The sequence below is a fragment of the Pseudomonas sp. BF-R-01 genome, assembly GCF_019946615.1.
Lineage (GTDB): Bacteria > Pseudomonadota > Gammaproteobacteria > Pseudomonadales > Pseudomonadaceae > Aquipseudomonas > Aquipseudomonas migulae.
In genome coordinates this window covers 26,234-44,633 of record NZ_JAGYFX010000019.1, presented here as the reverse complement: position 1 = coordinate 44,633, position 18,400 = coordinate 26,234, and the positions used below count along the sequence as shown (strand labels likewise).

Sequence of the window (18,400 nt, the reverse complement as noted above, 5' to 3'; positions counted from 1 at the left end):
TGCTGGCGATCGCCGCGACGCGGTGCACCCGACACACCGCCATCGCCGGCAAGCCGGCTCCTACAAACTCCCGCCCCACCTCCCATTCCGCGTACGACACAAACCCTGTAGGAGCCGGCTTGCTGGCGATCCAGACGACGCGGTGCACCCGACACACCGCCATCGCCGGCAAGCCGGCTCCTACAAATTCCCGCCCTACCTCCCATCCTGCGTACGACACAAACCCTGTAGGAGCCAGCTTGCTGGCGATCCAGACGACGCGGTATGCCTGACACACCGCCATCGCCGGCAAGCCGGCTCCTACAAATTCCCGCCCTGCCTGCCATTCTGCGTACGACGAAAAACCTGTAGGAGCCGGCTTGCTGGCGATCCAGACGACGCGGTGTGCCTGACACACCGCCATCGCCAGCAAGATGCACCACGCATGTTGGTCTACATTGAAGCGCTCAGATAACAATAATCAGGAGCGCACGCATGTCCCTTCAAGGCAAAACCCTGCTCATCACCGGCGCCAGCCGCGGGATTGGTCGTGAGATCGCGCTGCGGGCCGCGCGCGATGGGGCCAACATCGTGATTGCAGCCAAAAGTGCCGAGCCGCACGCTAAATTACCGGGCACGATTTTCAGCGTCGCAAAGGAAGTCGAAGCCGCCGGCGGCAAGGCGCTCGCCCTGCAGGTGGATGTGCGTGATGAAGTCGCGGTGCGTGAGGCTCTGGCCCAGGCCAACGAGCATTTCGGCGGCATCGATGCGCTGGTCAACAACGCCGGCGCGATCAAGCTGACCGGGGTTCAGCACATCGAGCTCAAGCGCTTTGACCTGATGCACCAGATCAACACCCGCGCCGTATTGCTGTGCAGCCAGGCAGCCCTGCCTTACCTGAAGAAAAGCAGCGGTCATATCCTCAACTTGTCACCACCACTGAACCTGGCAACCAAGTGGTTCGCCCAATACAGCCCGTACACCGTGACCAAATACGGCATGAGCATGCTCACGTTGGGCATGAGCGAGGAATTCAAGAATTACGGGATCAGTGTCAACTCGCTGTGGCCGCAGACGATGATCGCCACCGCCGCCATCGAATTTCAGCTAGGTTCGCGTGAATCCTTCAAACATGCGCGCACGCCGGAAATCATGGCGGATGCTGCTCACGCCATCCTGGACAGCAGCGGTCGCAGCATCACCGGTCGGCTGCTGATTGATGAGGAAATTCTGCGGGAGCACGGCGCAACCGAATTCGATCATTACCGCTTTGAGCCCGGCACCAACGACAAGCTGATGCCAGACCTATTCGTCGACTGAGATATCCACAACCTTGTAGGAGCTGTCGAGTGAAACGAGGCGGCGATCTTTTGACTTCAAAAATCAAGGTCAAAAGATCGCCGCCTCGTTTCACTCGACAGCTCCTACAGGTTTATCGTGCGACCATTAGTACTCGATGCGAACGTCGCCCTTCGGCACGCTGCAGCACGACAGGATGAACCCTTCGGCTTCGTCCTCCTCGGTGATCCCGCCGTTGTGGTCCATCTCCACTTCGCCGCCAAGCTTGAGCACCTTGCAGGTGCCGCAAATGCCCATGCCGCAAGCTTTCGGAATCATCAGGCCGACCTTGGCGGCCGCCGCATGCACGGTCTCGCCCGGTGCCACGCGGATGCTCTTGCCCGAGGCGGTGAATTCCACCTCATGCAAATCAGCCGCATCGATTTCCGGCGCGTCAGCGGCCTGCTCGGCATTCTCCACGGCATCGGCGATCGCCTCTGGCGGCGTGGCGCCGAACGATTCCTCGTGGTAGTGCTTCATATTGAAGCCGGCGTTTTCCAGCAGGCGCTTGACCGCGTTCATGTAAGGCGTCGGGCCGCAGCAGAACACTTCGCGCTCAAGGAAGTCCGGGACCATCAGTTCCAGCATCTTGTGGTTCAGATAACCGCGATAACCGGCCCATGGCTCACCAAAACCATGTTTTTCACAGATCAGGTGCAGGCTGAAATTTTCGATCCGCGCTGCCATGTGTTCCAGCTCGCGGTGATAAATGATGTCTTTCGGCGAGCGGGCGCTGTGGATAAACGCCATGTCGACATTGCCGTTGGTATCGAAGAACCAGCGGGCCATGGACATGCACGGCGTGATGCCCACGCCGCCACTGAGGTACAGCACTTTCGGGTTCGGGAAGTCGATCGCGTTAAACAGCCCGACCGGGCCGTGCACCGCCAGTTCGTAGCCCTCATGCAGGGTGTCGTGCAGCCAGTTCGAAACCTTGCCGCCCGGCACGCGCTTGATCGTTACCGAAAAGCTGTACGGCACCGAGGGCGAGCTGGAAATGGTGTACGAACGCATGATCTGCTGGCCATCGATTTCCAGCTCCAGGGTGACGAATTGCCCCGGCTTGAAGAAGAACATGATCGGCTGGTCGGCCATAAAGCAGAAGGTGCGCACATCCCAGGTTTCCTGGATGACTTTGACGCAACGGACGATGTGTCGGCCATTGGCCCAGGTCTGGGTGGTTACCGGATTCAGGAAGCTGTTGGACATGCTGTTCTCCACCGCCGATGGTCGGCCTTATGTTGACGATTCTGCGTATAGCGCAGACCACCCATTTACCTATCTGCGACATTCACATACTTATCGCGACCAGCCCCCAACTGCCGGGGGTTACGCGTCGGGAACAGATTGGGCCATGTCGCCCATGGATAAGGTTCCGGGCAACGCCGGCCCCACACTCGCCCCATACCAAGACATAACCTTTACACCTTGCGTAGCAACCCTGATCAGCCACTTTCGCGGCCACGCAGATGGCCTTGAGGATATACACGATGGACGTCACCGCAAAAATCAGCCTGGGCGATCCGCTGGAACCCGCACGCAAGGCCACCGCGCAGATGCTGCAAGAACGCGAGCGCACCTTCTCGCTGCCGCAGCCGTTTTACTCTGACGAGCGGCTGTTTGATATCGACATGCAGGAGATCTTCCAGAAAGAGTGGTTGATCGCCGGCATGACCTGCGAAATCCCGACCAAGGGCAACTACCTGACCCTGCAAGTCGGCAAGAACCCGATCATCGTGATTCGCGGCGCCGAAGGCGTGGTACACGCCTTCCACAACGTCTGCCGTCACCGCGGTTCGCGGCTGTGCACCAGTGAAAAAGGCAAAGTCGCCAAGCTGGTCTGCCACTACCACCAGTGGACCTACGAGCTGGACGGCCGCCTGCTGTTCGCCGGCACCGAGATGGGCGCCGACTTCGACATGAAGCAATACGGCCTGAAACCGGTGAACGTGAAGACCGCCGGCGGCTATATCTTCATCAGCCTGTCGGAGAATCCGCCGGCCATCGATGACTTCCTGTCGACGCTGAACCATTACATGGAACCGTACGACATGGAAAACACCAAGGTGGCGGTGCAAACCACCTTGATGGAAAAGGCCAACTGGAAACTGGTGCTGGAAAACAACCGCGAGTGCTACCACTGCAACGCGTCGCACCCGGAACTGCTGAAAACCCTGCTGGAATGGGACGACGTTACCGACCCGCGCGCCGACCAGGCGTTCAAGGACCATGTCGCCGCTTCCGCCGCTGCCTGGGAAGCCGAGAAGATTCCTTACGCCCACGCCAGCTTCGGCCTGCGTAACCGCATCGTGCGCATGCCGCTGCTCAAGGGCACCGTGTCGATGACCATGGACGGCAAACAGGGTTGCGCCAAACTCATGGGCCGCATCAAGAACCCGGACCTGGGCTCGATGCGCATCCTGCACCTGCCGCACTCGTGGAACCACTGCATGGGCGACCACATCATCGTCTTCACGGTGTGGCCGATCAGCGCGCAGGAAACCATGGTCACCACCAAGTGGATCGTGCACAAGGATGCCGTCGAAGGCGTCGACTACGACGTGGAGCGCATGCGCCAGGTCTGGGATGCCACCAACGACCAGGACCGTCGCCTGGCTGAAGAAAACCAGCGCGGCATCAACTCCTCGGCTTACCAGCCAGGGCCTTACTCCAAGACCTATGAGTTTGGTGTGGTGAACTTTGTGGACTGGTACAGCGAGCGTCTGCTGAACAACCTCGGCGCCGAGCCTGCGCCTTACCTCAAAGGGGTTCCGGTTCAGGGTTAAAGATCAAAAGCATCGCCGGCAAGCCGGTCTCGCTCCCACAGGGGATTTGTGATCGACACAGATCCAATGTGGGAGCGAGACCGGCTTGCTCGCGATAGCGTCCGACTGATCACCGCATCACTATCTGCAATACCCCTCCCCTCCATAGAACTGTACGAAATATGATCTATTGCGTTCAGCGCTATGCCGTTCGTGGCTTCCAGCCTTCCGCAAACAAGTTATCCACACCTCCACCCACAGCTAATGGGGACAAGTGTGCGACGCCCCCTAACTTTCTCCACAGAAACCGAAGAAAATCCGTGACTTATCCAGAAGCAGGGTTTTGAACAGCGATTGGTTGTTTTTCAACCTAACACCTGAAAGCCACGCAGCACGTGGCCTGTAGCGGATGGCGAACACCTTATCCACAGAAGCGCCAACAGACTTTGGGGGCAACTTCGCCGCCTCTGTGGAAAACCGCCGAAAGCCGCGATAAATCAGGGTTTACGCGAGGTTCGCCCCTCCAAACTGGCAAATTGATCATTTTTTAATCATTCAGCTAACAGGCCCGGTTTATAGGGCCTGTAGCGGACAGCGAACATCTTATCCACAGAAGCGCCAACAGAGTTTGGGGGCAAGTATTGGCGAACGAACAGACTTATCCTCTGGAAAAAGCCCGAAAAAACCGCAACTTAGGCTGGTTGTTTTTTGTACGAAGGCTTGCAGGGCTTGATTTGTATGGCGTGTAGCGATGGGCGAACACGTTATCCACAGAAGCGCTAACAGGGATTGTGGGTAACCGTGATCAAACCCTGTTGAAACACGACAAGCCCGAAGCAATATCCAGATTCAACTCGTAATCATTGAATGCACGCCATCCGAGCAAAATCGACGGCACGTACTGCCCAAGCAGCATCGACGGCGGGATCGTAAAGTCCGGGTAGTACTTGTAGGCGATCAGACGGGTACGCCCGGACAAACTCAACTCGCCCCTGAAGATCTGGTGGTTCGGCTTATCGATGACATGAACAGGTGAAGCGCCGGGTGAGGCGGATGTCAGGTAATCCACATTGCCGGTGTCGATAATCGCCACGGTCGCACGCCGATCCAGCCGCGCAGCAAGGGTTAATCGTTGATTGATGTCGATACGGACGAAGGTGACCGGCGAATCACATCGTGTGGGCGCCGCAGCGTTGATCTCCAGCGTCTTTTTCGTAATGGTCAATCGTCCCAGCTTACCGATCAGGTCGAGCCCCAATAAGTTATCCCGGTCACTGACAAACACCAGGACGTTCCTGAACTCGCTAGCACCGATCTTCAGGGACTCAAGGATTCCGAGTTTGGCCGCCAGGTCTCGCTCGCCGTAGAAGGTGCTGTAGCCGTAATCAGAGTCGCTCAGCAGCTTGATGCCCATCTGCTTCGCGGTTTCGCTGTTGACCCGGGTTTGCGGGGCGCCCGTATCAAGAATGAACCGCGCCGAAACACCGTTGGCGGCTCTTACATCGAGGTACGGCAGCACCTCATTCGTCTCGTGGCCATCGTTTGGGGAAGGATGAATCGGCAGCACTTCGCGTCGCGGTGATCTTGTCAGTGAGAAATCGGCGACCTGCCGCAAGGTCGCGATCGATTCACGGCCGAACATGGAGAACAACTGTTGGAGTTCAGGGTCATTGGCGATGGCTTGAGCATGGCGCCGCTTGACTGCCAGGTAGTAATCGGGCAGCTGATTGGCGGCCTTGGTCTCGAACATTCTGGCGAGAACGGTGACTGAACAATTGAGGTTTTTATCAGGCGCCAACACCTGATCGCAGTGTTGCTTCATTTGCGCCAGGGAGGCGTGCCGCCCCTGCGCAGAGTCGATCCATTGATAGAAATCCGGATCGCCCTGGCGGGTTTCAGCAGCCGCAGCCATCACAACCAGCATCACGCCACAGATCAGACATGTCTCACGCCGACTGACCGTGTTCATCGGCAACCCATTCCTGAAAACGAGTTTTATGAATCAGCGCTGCTGCCGCCTCGGGCCGCTCATTAAGAAATGTAGCTCACTAGGGCCACTGCATGAGGTAAGCGTCGCCGGTCACCCGAATCATCGGGTGTGGCGTGATCTGGCAGGTGTCGACGATGCGGAAACCATGCCGCTCATAGAAACGACGGGCGCCGGTGTTGACGGCGTAGTCGATCAGGCTCAAGCCCTTGAGCCCCAACTGGCGGGCGCGTTCGTGAGCGTGGGCGAGGAACTGTTTGCCAAGGCCCTGGTTGCGCCAGCCTTCATGCAGCGCGAGGCTCGATATGTACAGCGTGTCGGGGATTTCCATGTCGGCATACGGCGCCAGCACCGGATCGGTGGTGGGCTCGGCCAGTGGATCGTGGCGCATCACATAGCTGTGCATCATGCCGATGACGTGGCCGTCGGCCTCGGCGATGAGGCAGTTCTGGTAGGAGAAATCCACGTCGTCACGGGCGTAACGCAGGGCGCCGACGTCCAACAGATCCTGGCCGGGTTCGGCGAGTTGGCTCCAGATGTAATCCGAAGCGCCCTCTGAGGAAATCTGAAACAGGCGAGCAATTTCCCGCGCGTCGCTGCGCAAGGCCGAACGAAATTTGACGGTCATTAAACTTTCCCCCTGTGGGAGCGAGACCGGCTTGCCGGCGATAGCGGTGTATCAGCTGAATAGATGTCAACTGATACACCACCATCGCGAGCAGGCTCACTCCTACATTAGTTCTGTGCAGATTCGCGGTTAGCGGACCACGCCTTCTTCGATCAGCAATTTGAGAATCGCTTCGGCACCCGCTTGCGCCGTGACGCCTTTGAGCACCTGCCCGCCGCCGCCACTGGCCTTGGCTGTCGCCGCTTTCATCCGGTCCGCGCCGCTTTTGGCTTTGATCACTTTCAAGCGTTTAGGCCGAGGCTTGGCCGGTTGCAGCGTCGATACGGCCAGCAACTCATCATCGATCACTTCGACTTCATCCGCCTGCAACACACCACGCCGGGCCGGGCCGTACGCGCTCTGACGAGGCTTCGGCGCCGCGTTATCCACAGTCGCCAGGAACGGCAGTCGCACCTTCAAACGACGGCGCTGACCACGGGGCAACGCTTGAAGGACAAGCGCCGAACTGCCATCGATGGATTCAACCTGAGCCAGCCCGACCACCAACGGCCAGCCGAGGTTTTCCGCCAGCAGGAACGGCAGCATGCCCGAGCCTTCGCCGGTTTCTGCCTGGCTGCCAGTCAGCACGACTTGTGCTCCGGCATCACGCAAATAGGCGGTCAACGCCGGCAAGGCATCCGCGCCGGATGGTTGTTCCAGCACGTGCAGTTGTTCCAGGCCCATGCCCAGATAGGCGCGCAGTGCAGGCTCCGCGACGTCGCCGGCATGCAGCACTTGCAGGTTATCCCCAGCCAGTTGCAGACCCAGTTCCACCGCCCGCGCATCCTGCTCCGCGCGACGTGGCCGGCCGGAGGTCGGGTGGGCGCCGATGGACACCAGGCTGATGATTTTCGTGCTCATAACCCTTTCCTTCCCTTAAGCCGCATCGCGCTTGGCGTCGTCGCGATAAGCCGCTATCGCATCGATCAAGGCTTGAAGAATCTCGGCACTCTCGCCGATCACCGACAGGTCGGCCCGTTTGATCATGTCGCAACCTGGGTCGAGGTTGATCGCCACCACCTTGTCGCAGGCACCGATGCCTTGCAGGTGCTGGATCGCCCCGGAAATCCCCACCGCCACGTAGACCCTCGCAGTGACCCACGTGCCGGACGCGCCGACCTGACGATCACGGGCCATGAAGCCATCGTCCACCGCCACACGGGATGCGCCTTCGGTGGCGCCGAGCGCTTCGGCAGTCCTGTGGAAAAGTCCCCAGTCCTTGACGCCGTTGCCGCCGGAGAAGATGAATTCTGCTTCGGCCATCGGAATGGCTGCCGGGTCCACGGCCACAGCGCCCAGATCCTCGATCCGCGACAAGCTGCGCGCCACGGTTGTGGATAACTCCACCGGCAAGGCTTCATGACGGGTTTCGCTGACCGGCTCGGCGCATTCGGCGGCGGCCAGAATCAAGCGTGCGACCGGACGCGCAAGGTCTTGCAACCCGGCACCGGCACGGCCGATGCATTCCTGATCCTTGACCTGCCAGACCCGTGTGGCCGGGCGTTCGCCCAGTGCAGCGGCAAAGCGCCGACCGAGTTCGCCGCCACCGCTGCGGCTGTCCGGCAGCAGCCAGTGACGCGGGCTGAACTGGTTATCCACAGCCCGCAGGCCCTGGACACGTTGCTCCGGTGCATAACCACTGAATTCGTCGCCTTCGAGCACCAGCAAGCGATCGACGCCGGCGGTGGCAAAGGCGTTTTCCTTGTGTTCGCCGAAGACCACGGCCAACACCGCGCCGTCCTTGCCGGCCAGCTGGTGGGCCAGGCCGAGCAAATCCTTGTCGTGGCTGCTCAAGCGGCCACCGACCATGTCCGGCACCACGCTGATGTAAAACGCAGGTGCTGGCACTTGATGCAGCGGCAATTGCACTTCAACAGCGGCCGAACGTTTGGTCGCCCCGCCCTGCTGCGCGCCGCTGCGGTCAATGCGCTTGATGCCATTGGGACCGATAAAACCGATGCCATGCGGGTTCTTGCGAATGATGCCGTTCGGCCCCATCCAGCTGTGTTGCGCCGGCTGCATGGCCGCGTGCAGCGGGTGCAGGCGGTTACGGGCAATCCATTCGGCGCGGGGGTCGCGGCGGATAATGTCGCTCATCAGTGGGCCTCCGCAGGTTCACGTTGGGCCGGTGTGGACGGTTTGCTTGGCGTTGCGTCTTCAAGCAGTGCGTCCGCCACCAGCTCGGCGATGTCCTTGATCAACGGCCGTGGTTCGACCACGCCTTCGAGCATCGCGGTGCATTGTGGACAACCCACGGCCACCAGTTCGGCGCCGGTTTCGCGGATGTCTTCCATGCGCATGTCGGGGATCCGTTGCTTGCCCGGAATGTCGGTGATCGGCGCGCCGCCACCGCCGCCGCAGCAGCGTGAACGGAAACCGGAGCGTTGCATCTCTTTCACTTCAATCCCGAGGGCGCGCAGCACTTCTCGCGGCGCCTCGTATTCGCCGTTATAGCGACCGAGGTAGCACGGGTCGTGATAGGTCACGCTGCTGCCTTTGTGCTGGCCGAGATTGAGCGCGCCGGCGTCGATGATTTCGGCCATGTAGGTGCTGTGGTGCTGCACCAGGTAGTTGCCGTCGAAGGCGCCGTACTCATTTTTCAGCACGTGGAAGCTGTGCGGGTCGCAGGTGACGATGCGGTTGAAGCTGTACTTGGCCAGGGTCTGGATGTTGCGCTTGGCCAACAACTGGAACGTCGCTTCGTCGCCCAGACGTCGGGCTACGTCACCGCTGTCGCGTTCTTCGAGGCCGAGTACCGCGAAGTCGACCTTGGCCGCTTTCAGCACTTTGACGAAGGCACGCAAGGTGCGCTGGTTACGCATGTCGAAGGCGCCGTCGCCGACCCAGAACAACACGTCGGTGGATTTCTTCTCGCTGAGCAGATTGAGGTTCAAATCCGCTGCCCAGTTCATCCGGCCACCCGGTGCGAAACCGCCAGGGTTGTCGGTGGCAATCAGGTTTTCCAGGACTTCGGCGCCCTTGTTCGGGGTCGCGCCTTTTTCCAGGGTCAGATGGCGACGCATGTCGACGATGGCATCGACGTGCTCGATCATCATCGGACATTCCTCGACGCAGGCACGGCAGGTGGTGCAGGACCACAGGGTTTCGGCGTCCACCAGACCGTTGACGATCGGTTGATGCGGGTTGCCCGCGTGTTCGCCGATGGCTTTGCCCGGATAGGGGCTGCCGGCGAACTTGGCATCGGTGCCGCCGGCAAGGCCGACGACCATGTCCTGGATGAGTTTTTTCGGGTTCAGCGGCTGGCCAGCGGCGAACGCCGGGCACGCGGCCTCACATTTACCGCATTGCACGCAGGCATCGAAACCGAGCAGTTGGTTCCAGGTGAAATCCTTGGGTTTTTCCACGCCCAGTGGTGCGCTTGGATCGTTCAGGTCGAGCGGTTTCAAACCGGTGGAACGACCGCCGCCAAAACGTTCTGCGCGACGGTGCCACGCCAGGTGCAGCGCACCGGCGAAGGCGTGCTTCATCGGCCCGCCCCAGGTCATGCCGAAGAACAACTCGCTGACGCCCCACAGCACGCCGATGCCGAGGATCGCTGCCACCACCCAACCGCCAAAATTCTCCGGAAGGATGCCGGCGACCGGCAGAGTCAACAGGAAGAAGCTCGCCGAGAACGCCAACAAGCTTTTCGGCAGGCGCATCCACGGCCCTTTGGACAGGCGAGCCGGCGGGTTGCGACGACGCAGGTACACAAAGATCGCACCGACGAACATCACCACTGTCATCAACAACAGCGCGTAACCGAGGATGCGGTTATGCAGGCCGAAACCGTGCACCAGAATCGCCAGCACGATGGACGCCACCGCACCACCGGCCGTGGCCACGTGGGTGTTGGCGATGTATTTGTCCCGCGCGACAACATGGTGCAAATCGACCATGTAGCGCTTGGGCATGGCGAACAGGCCACCGATCAGGTCGACCTTGGAGGCTCGGCCCCGGCGCCACATGGCCACCCGCCGCAACGCGCCGAGGACAGCAAGGCCCAGGGCAGCGAACAACAGGATTGGAAGAAGGGTGTTCAACATGGTGGAGCTCCCAAAGACCGCAGGGTCTTGCAGGCCAAACTACCTGGATGCCTTGCCCGATTCCTGTAGGAGCGAGGCTTGCCCGCGAAAGCGATGGGTCAGCCGACAACAATGTTGAATGTCAGGACGCCTTCGCGGGCAAGCCTCGCTCCTACAGGGTTATCCACAAGCTCTTAGAAATCCTTGCACAGCCGCAGCGCGTCGTAGATCGCCGCGTGCACGTTACGCTGGGCCACGCAGTCGCCGATGCGGAACAGCAGGTAGCCGTCACCGCTCTGCTCAAGGCATGGCTGCGGCTTGATCGCGAACAAGGCTTCGACGTCGATCTGGCCTTTGTTACGCGAGCCGTCCTTCAGCGCGTAGTAGATTTCTTCGTCCGGGCGCACGCCGTTTTCCACGACCACCTGGTCGACCACCCGCTCCTCTTTGGCGCCGGTGTATTCGTTTTCCAGCACCGCCACCAGCTTGTCGCCTTCGCGGTAGACCTTCTCCAGCATCATGTCCCCGGTCATGATCACTTCTTTCGGGTACATGCTGCGGTAGTAAGTCGGGAACGACGTACCGCCAATCGCGACCCCGGGCTTGATGTCGTCGGTGACGATCTCGACCTGGCTGCCCTTGTCGGCGAGGAAGTCGGCGGTCGACATCCCGGTGAACTCGCAAATAGTGTCGTAGACCAGCACGTTCTTGCCCGGCGCGACCTTGCCGTCGAGCACGTCCCAGCTGCTGACCACCAGGCCTTCAGCCGCGCCCCAGTGTTCGTTCTGCTCAAGGAACGGATGGCCGCCGACAGCCAGCACCACCACATCCGGACGCAGGTCCATGATGGTCGGTGCATCAGCCGCAGTGCCCAGGCGCAGGTCGACTTTCAACCGTGCCAGTTCCAGCTGATACCAGCGGGTGATACCGGCGATCTGGTCACGCTGCGGCGCTTTCGACGCCGTGGTGATCTGCCCGCCGATGAATTCCTTTTTCTCGAACAGGGTCACGTCGTGGCCACGCTCGGCGGCCACGCGGGCGGCTTCCATCCCGGCAGGACCGGCACCGACCACCACCACCTTGCGTTTCACGCCGGTGGTTTTTTCGATGATGTGCGGCAGGCCCATGTATTCACGGGAGGTCGCCGCGTTCTGGATGCACAACACATCCAGGCCTTGATACTGACGGTCGATGCAGTAGTTCGCGCCGACGCATTGTTTGATCTGGTCGATCTGGCCCATCTTGATCTTGGCGATCAGGTGCGGGTCAGCGATGTGTGCGCGGGTCATGCCGACCATGTCGACGTAACCGCCCTCCAGAATACGGGTCGCCTGGTTCGGGTCCTTGATGTTCTGTGCGTGCAGCACCGGAACCTTGACCACTTCCTTGATGCCGGCCGCCAGGTGCAGGAACGGCTCCGGCGGATAACTCATGTTCGGAATCACGTTGGCCAGGGTGTTGTGGGTGTCGCAACCCGAACCCACGACGCCGAGGAAATCGAGCATGCCGGTGTCGTCGTAATACTTGGCAATCTGCTTCATGTCCTCGTGGGACAGGCCGTCCGGGTGGAATTCGTCACCGCAGATACGCATGCCCACGCAGAAATCGTCACCGACCTCGGCGCGCACAGCTTTCAACACTTCCAGACCGAACTTCATGCGGCCTTCGAAGCTGCCGCCCCATTCGTCGGTACGCTTGTTGACCCGCGGGCTCCAGAACTGGTCGATCATGTGCTGGTGCACGGCCGACAGCTCGACACCGTCCAGGCCACCGGCCTTGGCACGACGGGCCGCTTGGGCGTAGTTGCCGATCACCCGCCAGATTTCTTCCGGCTCGATGGTTTTGCAGGTGGCGCGGTGCACCGGTTCACGGATGCCGGACGGCGACATCAGCGTCGGCCAGTTGAAACCGTCCCAGCGCGAGCGCCGGCCCATGTGGGTAATCTGAATCATGATCTTGGCGCCGTGCTTGTGCATGGCGTCGGCCAGATTCTGGAAGTGCGGAATAATGCGGTCGGTGGACAGGTTCACCGAACTCCACCACTCCTGCGGGCTGTCGATAGCCACCACGGAGGAACCGCCGCAAATCGCCAGGCCGATCCCGCCCTTGGCTTTCTCTTCGTAATACTTGACGTACCGATCGGTGGTCATGCCGCCGTCGGTCGCGTAGACCTCGGCATGCGCGGTGCTGAGCACGCGGTTACGGATGGTCAGTTTGCCGATCTGGATCGGCTGGAACATTGCTTCGAAAGCCATGGCGGGTTCCTCGACTTACAACGGCTTGACGGTGAACAAACCGTCGTCGTGGCCTTCTTCGGAGCCACCGTAGACTTGTTCGGCAACGGTGCGAATCTTGCTGCCGCGGGCTTGCAGAATCTGGTCCATGGCACCGGCAAACCAGCCAGTGAACATGTAGTCGACCTTGCGCCCGACCTTGCCGTACACGTAGACGAAAGCGGAGTGTTCGAGCTTGACGCTGGCGGTGCCTTTGTCGAGGTCGATGTCCTGGATCTTGAACAGGCCCCAGCCGCGTTGCGACAGGCGCTTCATGTAGTGCTCGAACACCGCGACGCCTTCCAGGCCGTGGCATTCAGCTTCTTTTTCACACCAGTGCCAGGCGGACTTGTAGCCGGCCTTGTAGAGAATTTCGGCGTAGGCGTCGGCGCCCAGCACTTCCTCGATGCCCATGTGGTTGTTGACGAAGAAATGACGCGGTACGTACAGCATCGGCAGGGCGTCGGAGGTCCAGACACCGGTTTCGCTGTCGACTTCGATAGGCAATTGCGGGGCGATCTTGGCCATGGAAACTTAACTCCAGAAAAATTTTGGTGTTGCCCCCGGCACGGATGGCCGGGGGAAAGAATTCAGAGGTGCGGCGGCTTATTCGCCCCAGACATCTTTCAAGACGTTGACCCAGTTCTCGCCCATGATCTTGCGGACCACGCGCTCGGAATGGCCGCGCTTGAGCAGGGTTTCGGTCAGGTTCGGGAACTCGCCGACGGTGCGGATGCCCAGCGGGTTGATGATCTTGCCGAAGCTGGTCAGACGGCGGGCGTAGCCCTTGTCATGGGTCAGGTATTCGAAGAAGTCCTGGCCATGGCCCTGGGTGAAGTCGGTGCCGATGCCGATGGCGTCTTCGCCGACGATGTTCATGGTGTATTCGATGGCTTCGGCGTAGTCGTCGATGGTCGAATCGATGCCCTTGGCGAGGAACGGCGCGAACATGGTCACGCCGACGAAACCGCCGTGATCGGCGATGAACTTCAGCTCTTCATCGGACTTGTTGCGCGGGTGAATTTTCAGACCCGACGGCAGGCAATGGGAGTAGCAGACCGGTTTCTTCGATTCGAGGATGACTTCTTCGGAAGTCTTGGAACCGACGTGGGACAGGTCGCACATGACCCCGACGCGGTTCATCTCGGCAACGATTTCGCGACCGAAGCCCGACAGGCCGCCATCACGCTCGTAGCAACCGGTGCCGACCAGGTTCTGGGTGTTGTAGCACATCTGCACGATACCGACGCCGAGCTGCTTGAACACCTCGACATAGCCGATCTGGTCTTCGAAGGCGTGAGCATTCTGGAAGCCGAACAGGATGCCGGTCTTGCCCTGCTCCTTGGCTTTACGGATGTCGGCGGTGGTGCGAACCGGAATCACCAGGTCGCTGTTCTCGCGGATCAGCTTCTGGCTGGCGGCGATGTTGTTGACGGTGGCCTGAAAACCCTCCCACACCGACACGGTGCAGTTGGCCGCGGTCAGACCGCCCTTGCGCATGTCTTCAAACAGCTCGCGGTTCCACTTGGCAATAATCAGCCCGTCGATAACGATGCTGTCGGCGTGCAATTCGGCTGGGCTCATCAGGCTGTCCCCTATTAGCGATTCATGCGCCGAATCGTGTGCCGGCGCTTTGGGGCCAGCATATGCCTGAGTACCGGTGCAGCCGGGTGCAAAAACGACAGGGGGTTTGCCGAAAGCGTCAATCTGCGACAAAGGGTCGTCGTTGAACGTCGCAGGCCACCTGTTCAAGGACTTGCGCATGGGCCAGAATTCGCCGCATTACGGAATTTGGGCCAAAAAAGGGGCTGAGGCGCAATGAAATCGATCTTACTGGCAATGGCACTGATAGCGACCGGCGTACAGGCGGCTGAAGAGTCCGACATCAACCCCTGCGATGCGGTCGAAAACGAAGTCCAGACCCTGGAATGCTCGGTCTACAGCCGAACCACCGCCGAAGACCTGCTCAAAGACAACTACCAGAGCCTGACCGAGCGCATGCAAACGCTCTACGGCAAAAATCCGACACAACTGGCCGACATCACCGCCAAACTCAAAACCGCCCAGCAGCAATGGCTGAAAACCCGGGATGCGGATTGCACAGTTGAAGCGTTTCCGGCGACCAGCGGCAGCAAGGCATTCACCATTGCGCAGAACGATTGCGTGGCGCGGATGAGTGATGAGCGGTCGGAGTTTTTGGAGTCGATTGGGCAGGAGTGATATTGAGCTCGGGCAACATCCCGACTTGCTTTGTTGATTTGCCGACAGAGAAATATAAGTAAAAATTCACAATCTTATAAAACACTTATATTTCACGAGCCAAACGCAATGAACTCACCTTCCGACGTTCAGTTCATCTATGACGCAGACGGAAACCCCGCGTTCGTGGTTATTCCTTACGCGCAGTACGTGGCGCAAAAAATCGCGCCAGACCTGATCCCCCACGAAGTGGTCAGTCGCATCGTCGATGGTGCAACACCGATTCGTGCCTGGCGCGAACACTTGAACCTTACACAGGATGAAGTGGCCAAACGTATGGGCATTTCTCAACCGGCTTTTGCCCAGCAGGAGACCGTCGCGAAGCCTCGCAAGGCCACTCGCGAGAGAATTGCTGCAGCTTTTGGCATCACGGCCAGTCAACTTGAGCTGTAGGCTGCACACAACCATTTGTGAAAGGGATCGAAATGAAAATCTGCGGCATCGAAATCAAAGGTAGCGAAGCGATCATCGCCGTGGCTTCCCTCGACGATCAGGTACTGAGCCACGTCGCGCTGAACACCAAGAAAATCGCCCTCGACGATGACGACGAAGCCGCCAACGTCAAAGTCTTTGCCGCTCAGGTGGCGTCGTTTGTACGCGAGAATTCAATCGACCGGATCGCGATCAAGAAGCGCAGCAAGAAAGGCGAATTCGCCGGTGGGCCGACCACGTTCAAGATCGAAGGCGTTTTTCAGTTGCTGGAGAGTTGCGAGGTGATTCTGCTGTCACCGCAGACGATCAATGCGCAGAACAAGAAGTTTGATTTTGAGCTGCCGGCGACGCTGAACAAGTATCAGCATGAGGCTTACAAAGCCGCTTGTTCGGCACTGATGAAAAAGTAACGCCACACAACCTGTAGGAGCGAGGCTTGCCCGCGAAGGCGGAGTGTCAAACGACGGTGATTTCGATTGAGGCGGCCTCTTCGCGGGCAAGCCTCGCTCCTACAGGATTCGGTTTTTTCCGTTGGTAGTTTCAGGCCTTTTGGGTTTGTCGCCGGTCTTCTCGTGGACACCGCTCAAACTTCGCCCGATAACTTCGGGTGAAGTACGACGGCGATTCAAACCCGCACGCAATGCTCACTTCCAGCACACTCATATCGGTCTGCCGCAGCAACTGCCGCGCCTTCTCCAGCCTTAACCGCAGGTAGAAATTGCTCGGCGTATCGTTCAAATGCAGCCTGAACAACCGCTCCAGCTGCCGCCGCGTCACCTTGATCGACTCCGCCAGCTCCAGCGTGGTCAGCGGCGGTTCGCTGTGTTGTTCCATCTCGCCGATCACGTGAACGAGCTTCTTGTTGCTGATGCCATAGCGCGTGGCGACTTCCATGCGCTGGTGGTCTTTGCGCGGGCGGATGCGGCCGAGTACGAATTGTTCGCTGACCTGGATCGCCAATTCCGGGCCGTGGGCCTGGGCGATGAGGTCGAGCATCAGGTCGATGGAGGCGGTGCCGCCGGCGGAGGTGATGCGCCGGCGGTCGATCTCGAACAGCTCCTGAGTGACGCTGAGCTGTGGATAAGATTCCTTGAACGCGTCGATGGCTTCCCAGTGCAGGGTTAGCCGATGGCCGTCGAGCAGGCCGGCCTCGGCGAGGACGAAGCTGCCGGTGTCGATGGCGCCGAGGGTCACGCCTTCGTTGTCCAGTCGGCGCAGCCAGTGCTCCAGCGCCGGGGTCGCAAATTTCAGCGGTTCAAAACCGGCAACCACCAATAAGGTCGCGCCTTTCTTCAGCGGTTCCAGCGCAGCATCAGCGTTGACCGACATGCCGTTACTGGCCAGCACTGCCCCGCCATCCGCACTCAGCACGTGCCAGCGATACAGCTCGCCGCGAAAGCGATTGGCGACCCGCAACGGCTCGATCGCCGAGATGAAACCGATGGCCGAGAAACCCGGCATCAACATGAAGTAGAAATCCTGGGACATGGAGCGCACTCGATTCGCGGGTAGCGTGTGCTGTTGATACGCCACTTGCGAGCGGCATTCAAGAGCACAGGTCGCTGCAGTGCAAGAGCTGGTCGCCGCAGTGCGTTTTCATGGGCGCCTAGCTGCGTAACTTGGCATCACCGGCGCACAAAGACGACCGGACCCACAATAACGAACTGCCGAGGAAACCTGAGATGAAACGACTGATCAGCAGCTGTGTTCTTGCACTCAGCGGTACCGCTTTCCTGAGCGCCAGCGTCATGGCCGCCGAACCTGCATCGTGCCAGAACGTACGCATGGGCGTCGTGAACTGGACCGACGTGATCGCCACCAGCGCCATGACCCAGGTCTTGCTCGATGGCCTCGGCTACAACACCAAACAAACCAGCGCCTCCCAGCAAATCATTTTCGCCGGGATCCGCGACCAGCGCCTGGACCTGTTCCTGGGCTACTGGAACCCGCTGATGACTCAAACCATCACGCCGTTCGTCGATGGCAAGCAGGTCAAAGTGCTTGAGGCGCCCAGCCTGAAAGACGCCCGCGCCACCCTCGCGGTTCCGACTTACCTCGCCGACAAGGGCCTGAAAACCTTCGCCGACATCGCCAAATTCGAGAAAGAGCTGGGCGGCAAGATCTACGGCATCGAGCCAGGCTCGGGCGCCAACACGCAGATCAAAGAGATGATCGCCAAGAACCAGTTCGGTCTCGGCAAATTCCAGCTGGTCGAGTCCAGCGAAGCCGGAATGCTGTCGGCGGTGACACGGGCGACCAAACGCAACGAAGCCATCGTGTTCTTCGGCTGGGCGCCGCACCCGATGAACGTCAACGTGAAGATGACTTACCTCACCGGCAGCGACGACGCCCTGGGCCCGAACGAAGGCATGGCGACTGTCTGGACCGTCACTTCGCCGACCTACGCCGAGCAATGCCCGAACATCGGCCGCTTGCTGAGCAACCTGACCTACACCGCCGAAGACGAGAGCCGGATGATGCAGCCGCTGCTGGATCACAAGGACGCCTTCGAATCGGCCAAGCAATGGCTGAAAGATCACCCGCAAGACAAGCAGCGCTGGCTGGAAGGTGTAACCACCTTCGATGGCAAACCAGCGGCTGAAAACCTGCAACTGACCAGCAAGTAGTTCTTCAGCAAACAGACCCAAACCGAACCACCGATTCGCAGCCCGACC

General features: G+C 59.8%; 16 protein-coding genes. 6 read left to right on the top strand and 10 right to left on the bottom strand.

The window, feature by feature from the left end:
- The first annotated feature begins 474 nt into the window (after positions 1 to 474).
- Positions 475 to 1,299, top strand: coding sequence for an SDR family oxidoreductase (locus KGB27_RS10085; protein ID WP_223554238.1), 825 nt, complete (start codon positions 475 to 477; stop codon positions 1,297 to 1,299).
- Positions 1,300 to 1,425: 126 nt separating this feature from the next.
- Here KGB27_RS10085 and gbcB read toward each other — a convergent pair whose 3' ends face one another.
- A complete protein-coding gene (gbcB, locus tag KGB27_RS10080; protein ID WP_192227594.1) occupies positions 1,426 to 2,526 on the bottom strand; it encodes a glycine-betaine demethylase subunit GbcB in 1,101 nt (366 codons plus the stop codon).
- Between the two features lie 281 nt (positions 2,527 to 2,807).
- On the opposite strand from gbcB, the gene gbcA reads away from it, so the two are divergent.
- Complete coding sequence (gbcA, locus tag KGB27_RS10075; RefSeq protein WP_008044830.1) at positions 2,808 to 4,103, top strand: glycine-betaine demethylase subunit GbcA; 1,296 nt, start codon at positions 2,808 to 2,810, stop codon at positions 4,101 to 4,103.
- Between the two features lie 784 nt (positions 4,104 to 4,887).
- On the opposite strand, the gene KGB27_RS10070 is transcribed toward gbcA, so the two are convergent.
- The 8 genes from KGB27_RS10070 to KGB27_RS10035 form a co-directional block, all read right to left on the bottom strand.
- Positions 4,888 to 6,051: a retropepsin-like aspartic protease gene (locus KGB27_RS10070; RefSeq protein WP_223554236.1), complete on the bottom strand. Its 1,164-nt coding sequence runs from the start codon at positions 6,049 to 6,051 to the stop codon at positions 4,888 to 4,890.
- 79 nt (positions 6,052 to 6,130) lie between these two features.
- Positions 6,131 to 6,697 carry a GNAT family N-acetyltransferase gene (locus KGB27_RS10065; protein WP_223434078.1) on the bottom strand — a complete coding sequence of 189 codons (567 nt, stop codon included), beginning with the start codon at positions 6,695 to 6,697 and terminating at the stop codon, positions 6,131 to 6,133.
- Positions 6,698 to 6,826: 129 nt separating this feature from the next.
- Complete coding sequence (locus KGB27_RS10060; RefSeq protein WP_008044824.1) at positions 6,827 to 7,597, bottom strand: electron transfer flavoprotein subunit beta; 771 nt, start codon at positions 7,595 to 7,597, stop codon at positions 6,827 to 6,829.
- Between the two features lie 15 nt (positions 7,598 to 7,612).
- Entirely contained in the window at positions 7,613 to 8,833 is a 1,221-nt protein-coding gene (locus tag KGB27_RS10055; RefSeq protein WP_008044814.1) for an electron transfer flavoprotein subunit alpha/FixB family protein, read from the bottom strand.
- Positions 8,833 to 10,782: a dimethylglycine demethylation protein DgcB gene (gene dgcB / locus KGB27_RS10050; protein WP_223554233.1), complete on the bottom strand. Its 1,950-nt coding sequence runs from the start codon at positions 10,780 to 10,782 to the stop codon at positions 8,833 to 8,835. The genes KGB27_RS10055 and dgcB overlap by 1 nt, the downstream gene beginning before the upstream one ends.
- A 173-nt stretch (positions 10,783 to 10,955) precedes the next feature.
- Complete coding sequence (gene dgcA, locus KGB27_RS10045; protein ID WP_008033247.1) at positions 10,956 to 13,016, bottom strand: dimethylglycine demethylation protein DgcA; 2,061 nt, start codon at positions 13,014 to 13,016, stop codon at positions 10,956 to 10,958.
- A gap of 15 nt (positions 13,017 to 13,031) precedes the next feature.
- The gene (locus KGB27_RS10040) at positions 13,032 to 13,562 is read right to left on the bottom strand and encodes a DUF5943 domain-containing protein (RefSeq protein WP_008033249.1); all 531 of its coding nucleotides are present in this window, start codon (positions 13,560 to 13,562) and stop codon (positions 13,032 to 13,034) included.
- Positions 13,563 to 13,640: 78 nt separating this feature from the next.
- Complete coding sequence (locus tag KGB27_RS10035; RefSeq protein WP_008033250.1) at positions 13,641 to 14,618, bottom strand: dipeptidase; 978 nt, start codon at positions 14,616 to 14,618, stop codon at positions 13,641 to 13,643.
- Positions 14,619 to 14,852: 234 nt separating this feature from the next.
- Between KGB27_RS10035 and KGB27_RS10030 the strand changes: the two genes are divergently transcribed.
- The 3 genes from KGB27_RS10030 to KGB27_RS10020 all read left to right on the top strand — a co-directional run bounded on the left by KGB27_RS10030 (position 14,853) and on the right by KGB27_RS10020 (position 16,135).
- Entirely contained in the window at positions 14,853 to 15,254 is a 402-nt protein-coding gene (locus KGB27_RS10030; protein ID WP_192227587.1) for a lysozyme inhibitor LprI family protein, read from the top strand.
- Positions 15,255 to 15,362: 108 nt separating this feature from the next.
- A complete protein-coding gene (locus KGB27_RS10025; RefSeq protein ID WP_223554231.1) occupies positions 15,363 to 15,686 on the top strand; it encodes a helix-turn-helix domain-containing protein in 324 nt (107 codons plus the stop codon).
- Between the two features lie 32 nt (positions 15,687 to 15,718).
- Positions 15,719 to 16,135 (top strand): DUF3010 family protein, encoded by a 417-nt coding sequence (locus KGB27_RS10020; RefSeq protein WP_223554228.1) that lies wholly within the window; start codon positions 15,719 to 15,721, stop codon positions 16,133 to 16,135.
- Between the two features lie 130 nt (positions 16,136 to 16,265).
- Here KGB27_RS10020 and KGB27_RS10015 read toward each other — a convergent pair whose 3' ends face one another.
- Positions 16,266 to 17,213, bottom strand: a complete 948-nt coding sequence (locus KGB27_RS10015; RefSeq protein WP_008033255.1) for a GlxA family transcriptional regulator — start codon at positions 17,211 to 17,213, stop codon at positions 16,266 to 16,268.
- 194 nt (positions 17,214 to 17,407) lie between these two features.
- Here KGB27_RS10015 and KGB27_RS10010 point away from each other — a divergent pair, with 194 nt between their 5' ends.
- Entirely contained in the window at positions 17,408 to 18,352 is a 945-nt protein-coding gene (locus KGB27_RS10010; RefSeq protein WP_008033257.1) for a choline ABC transporter substrate-binding protein, read from the top strand.
- Positions 18,353 to 18,400: the final 48 nt, after the last annotated feature.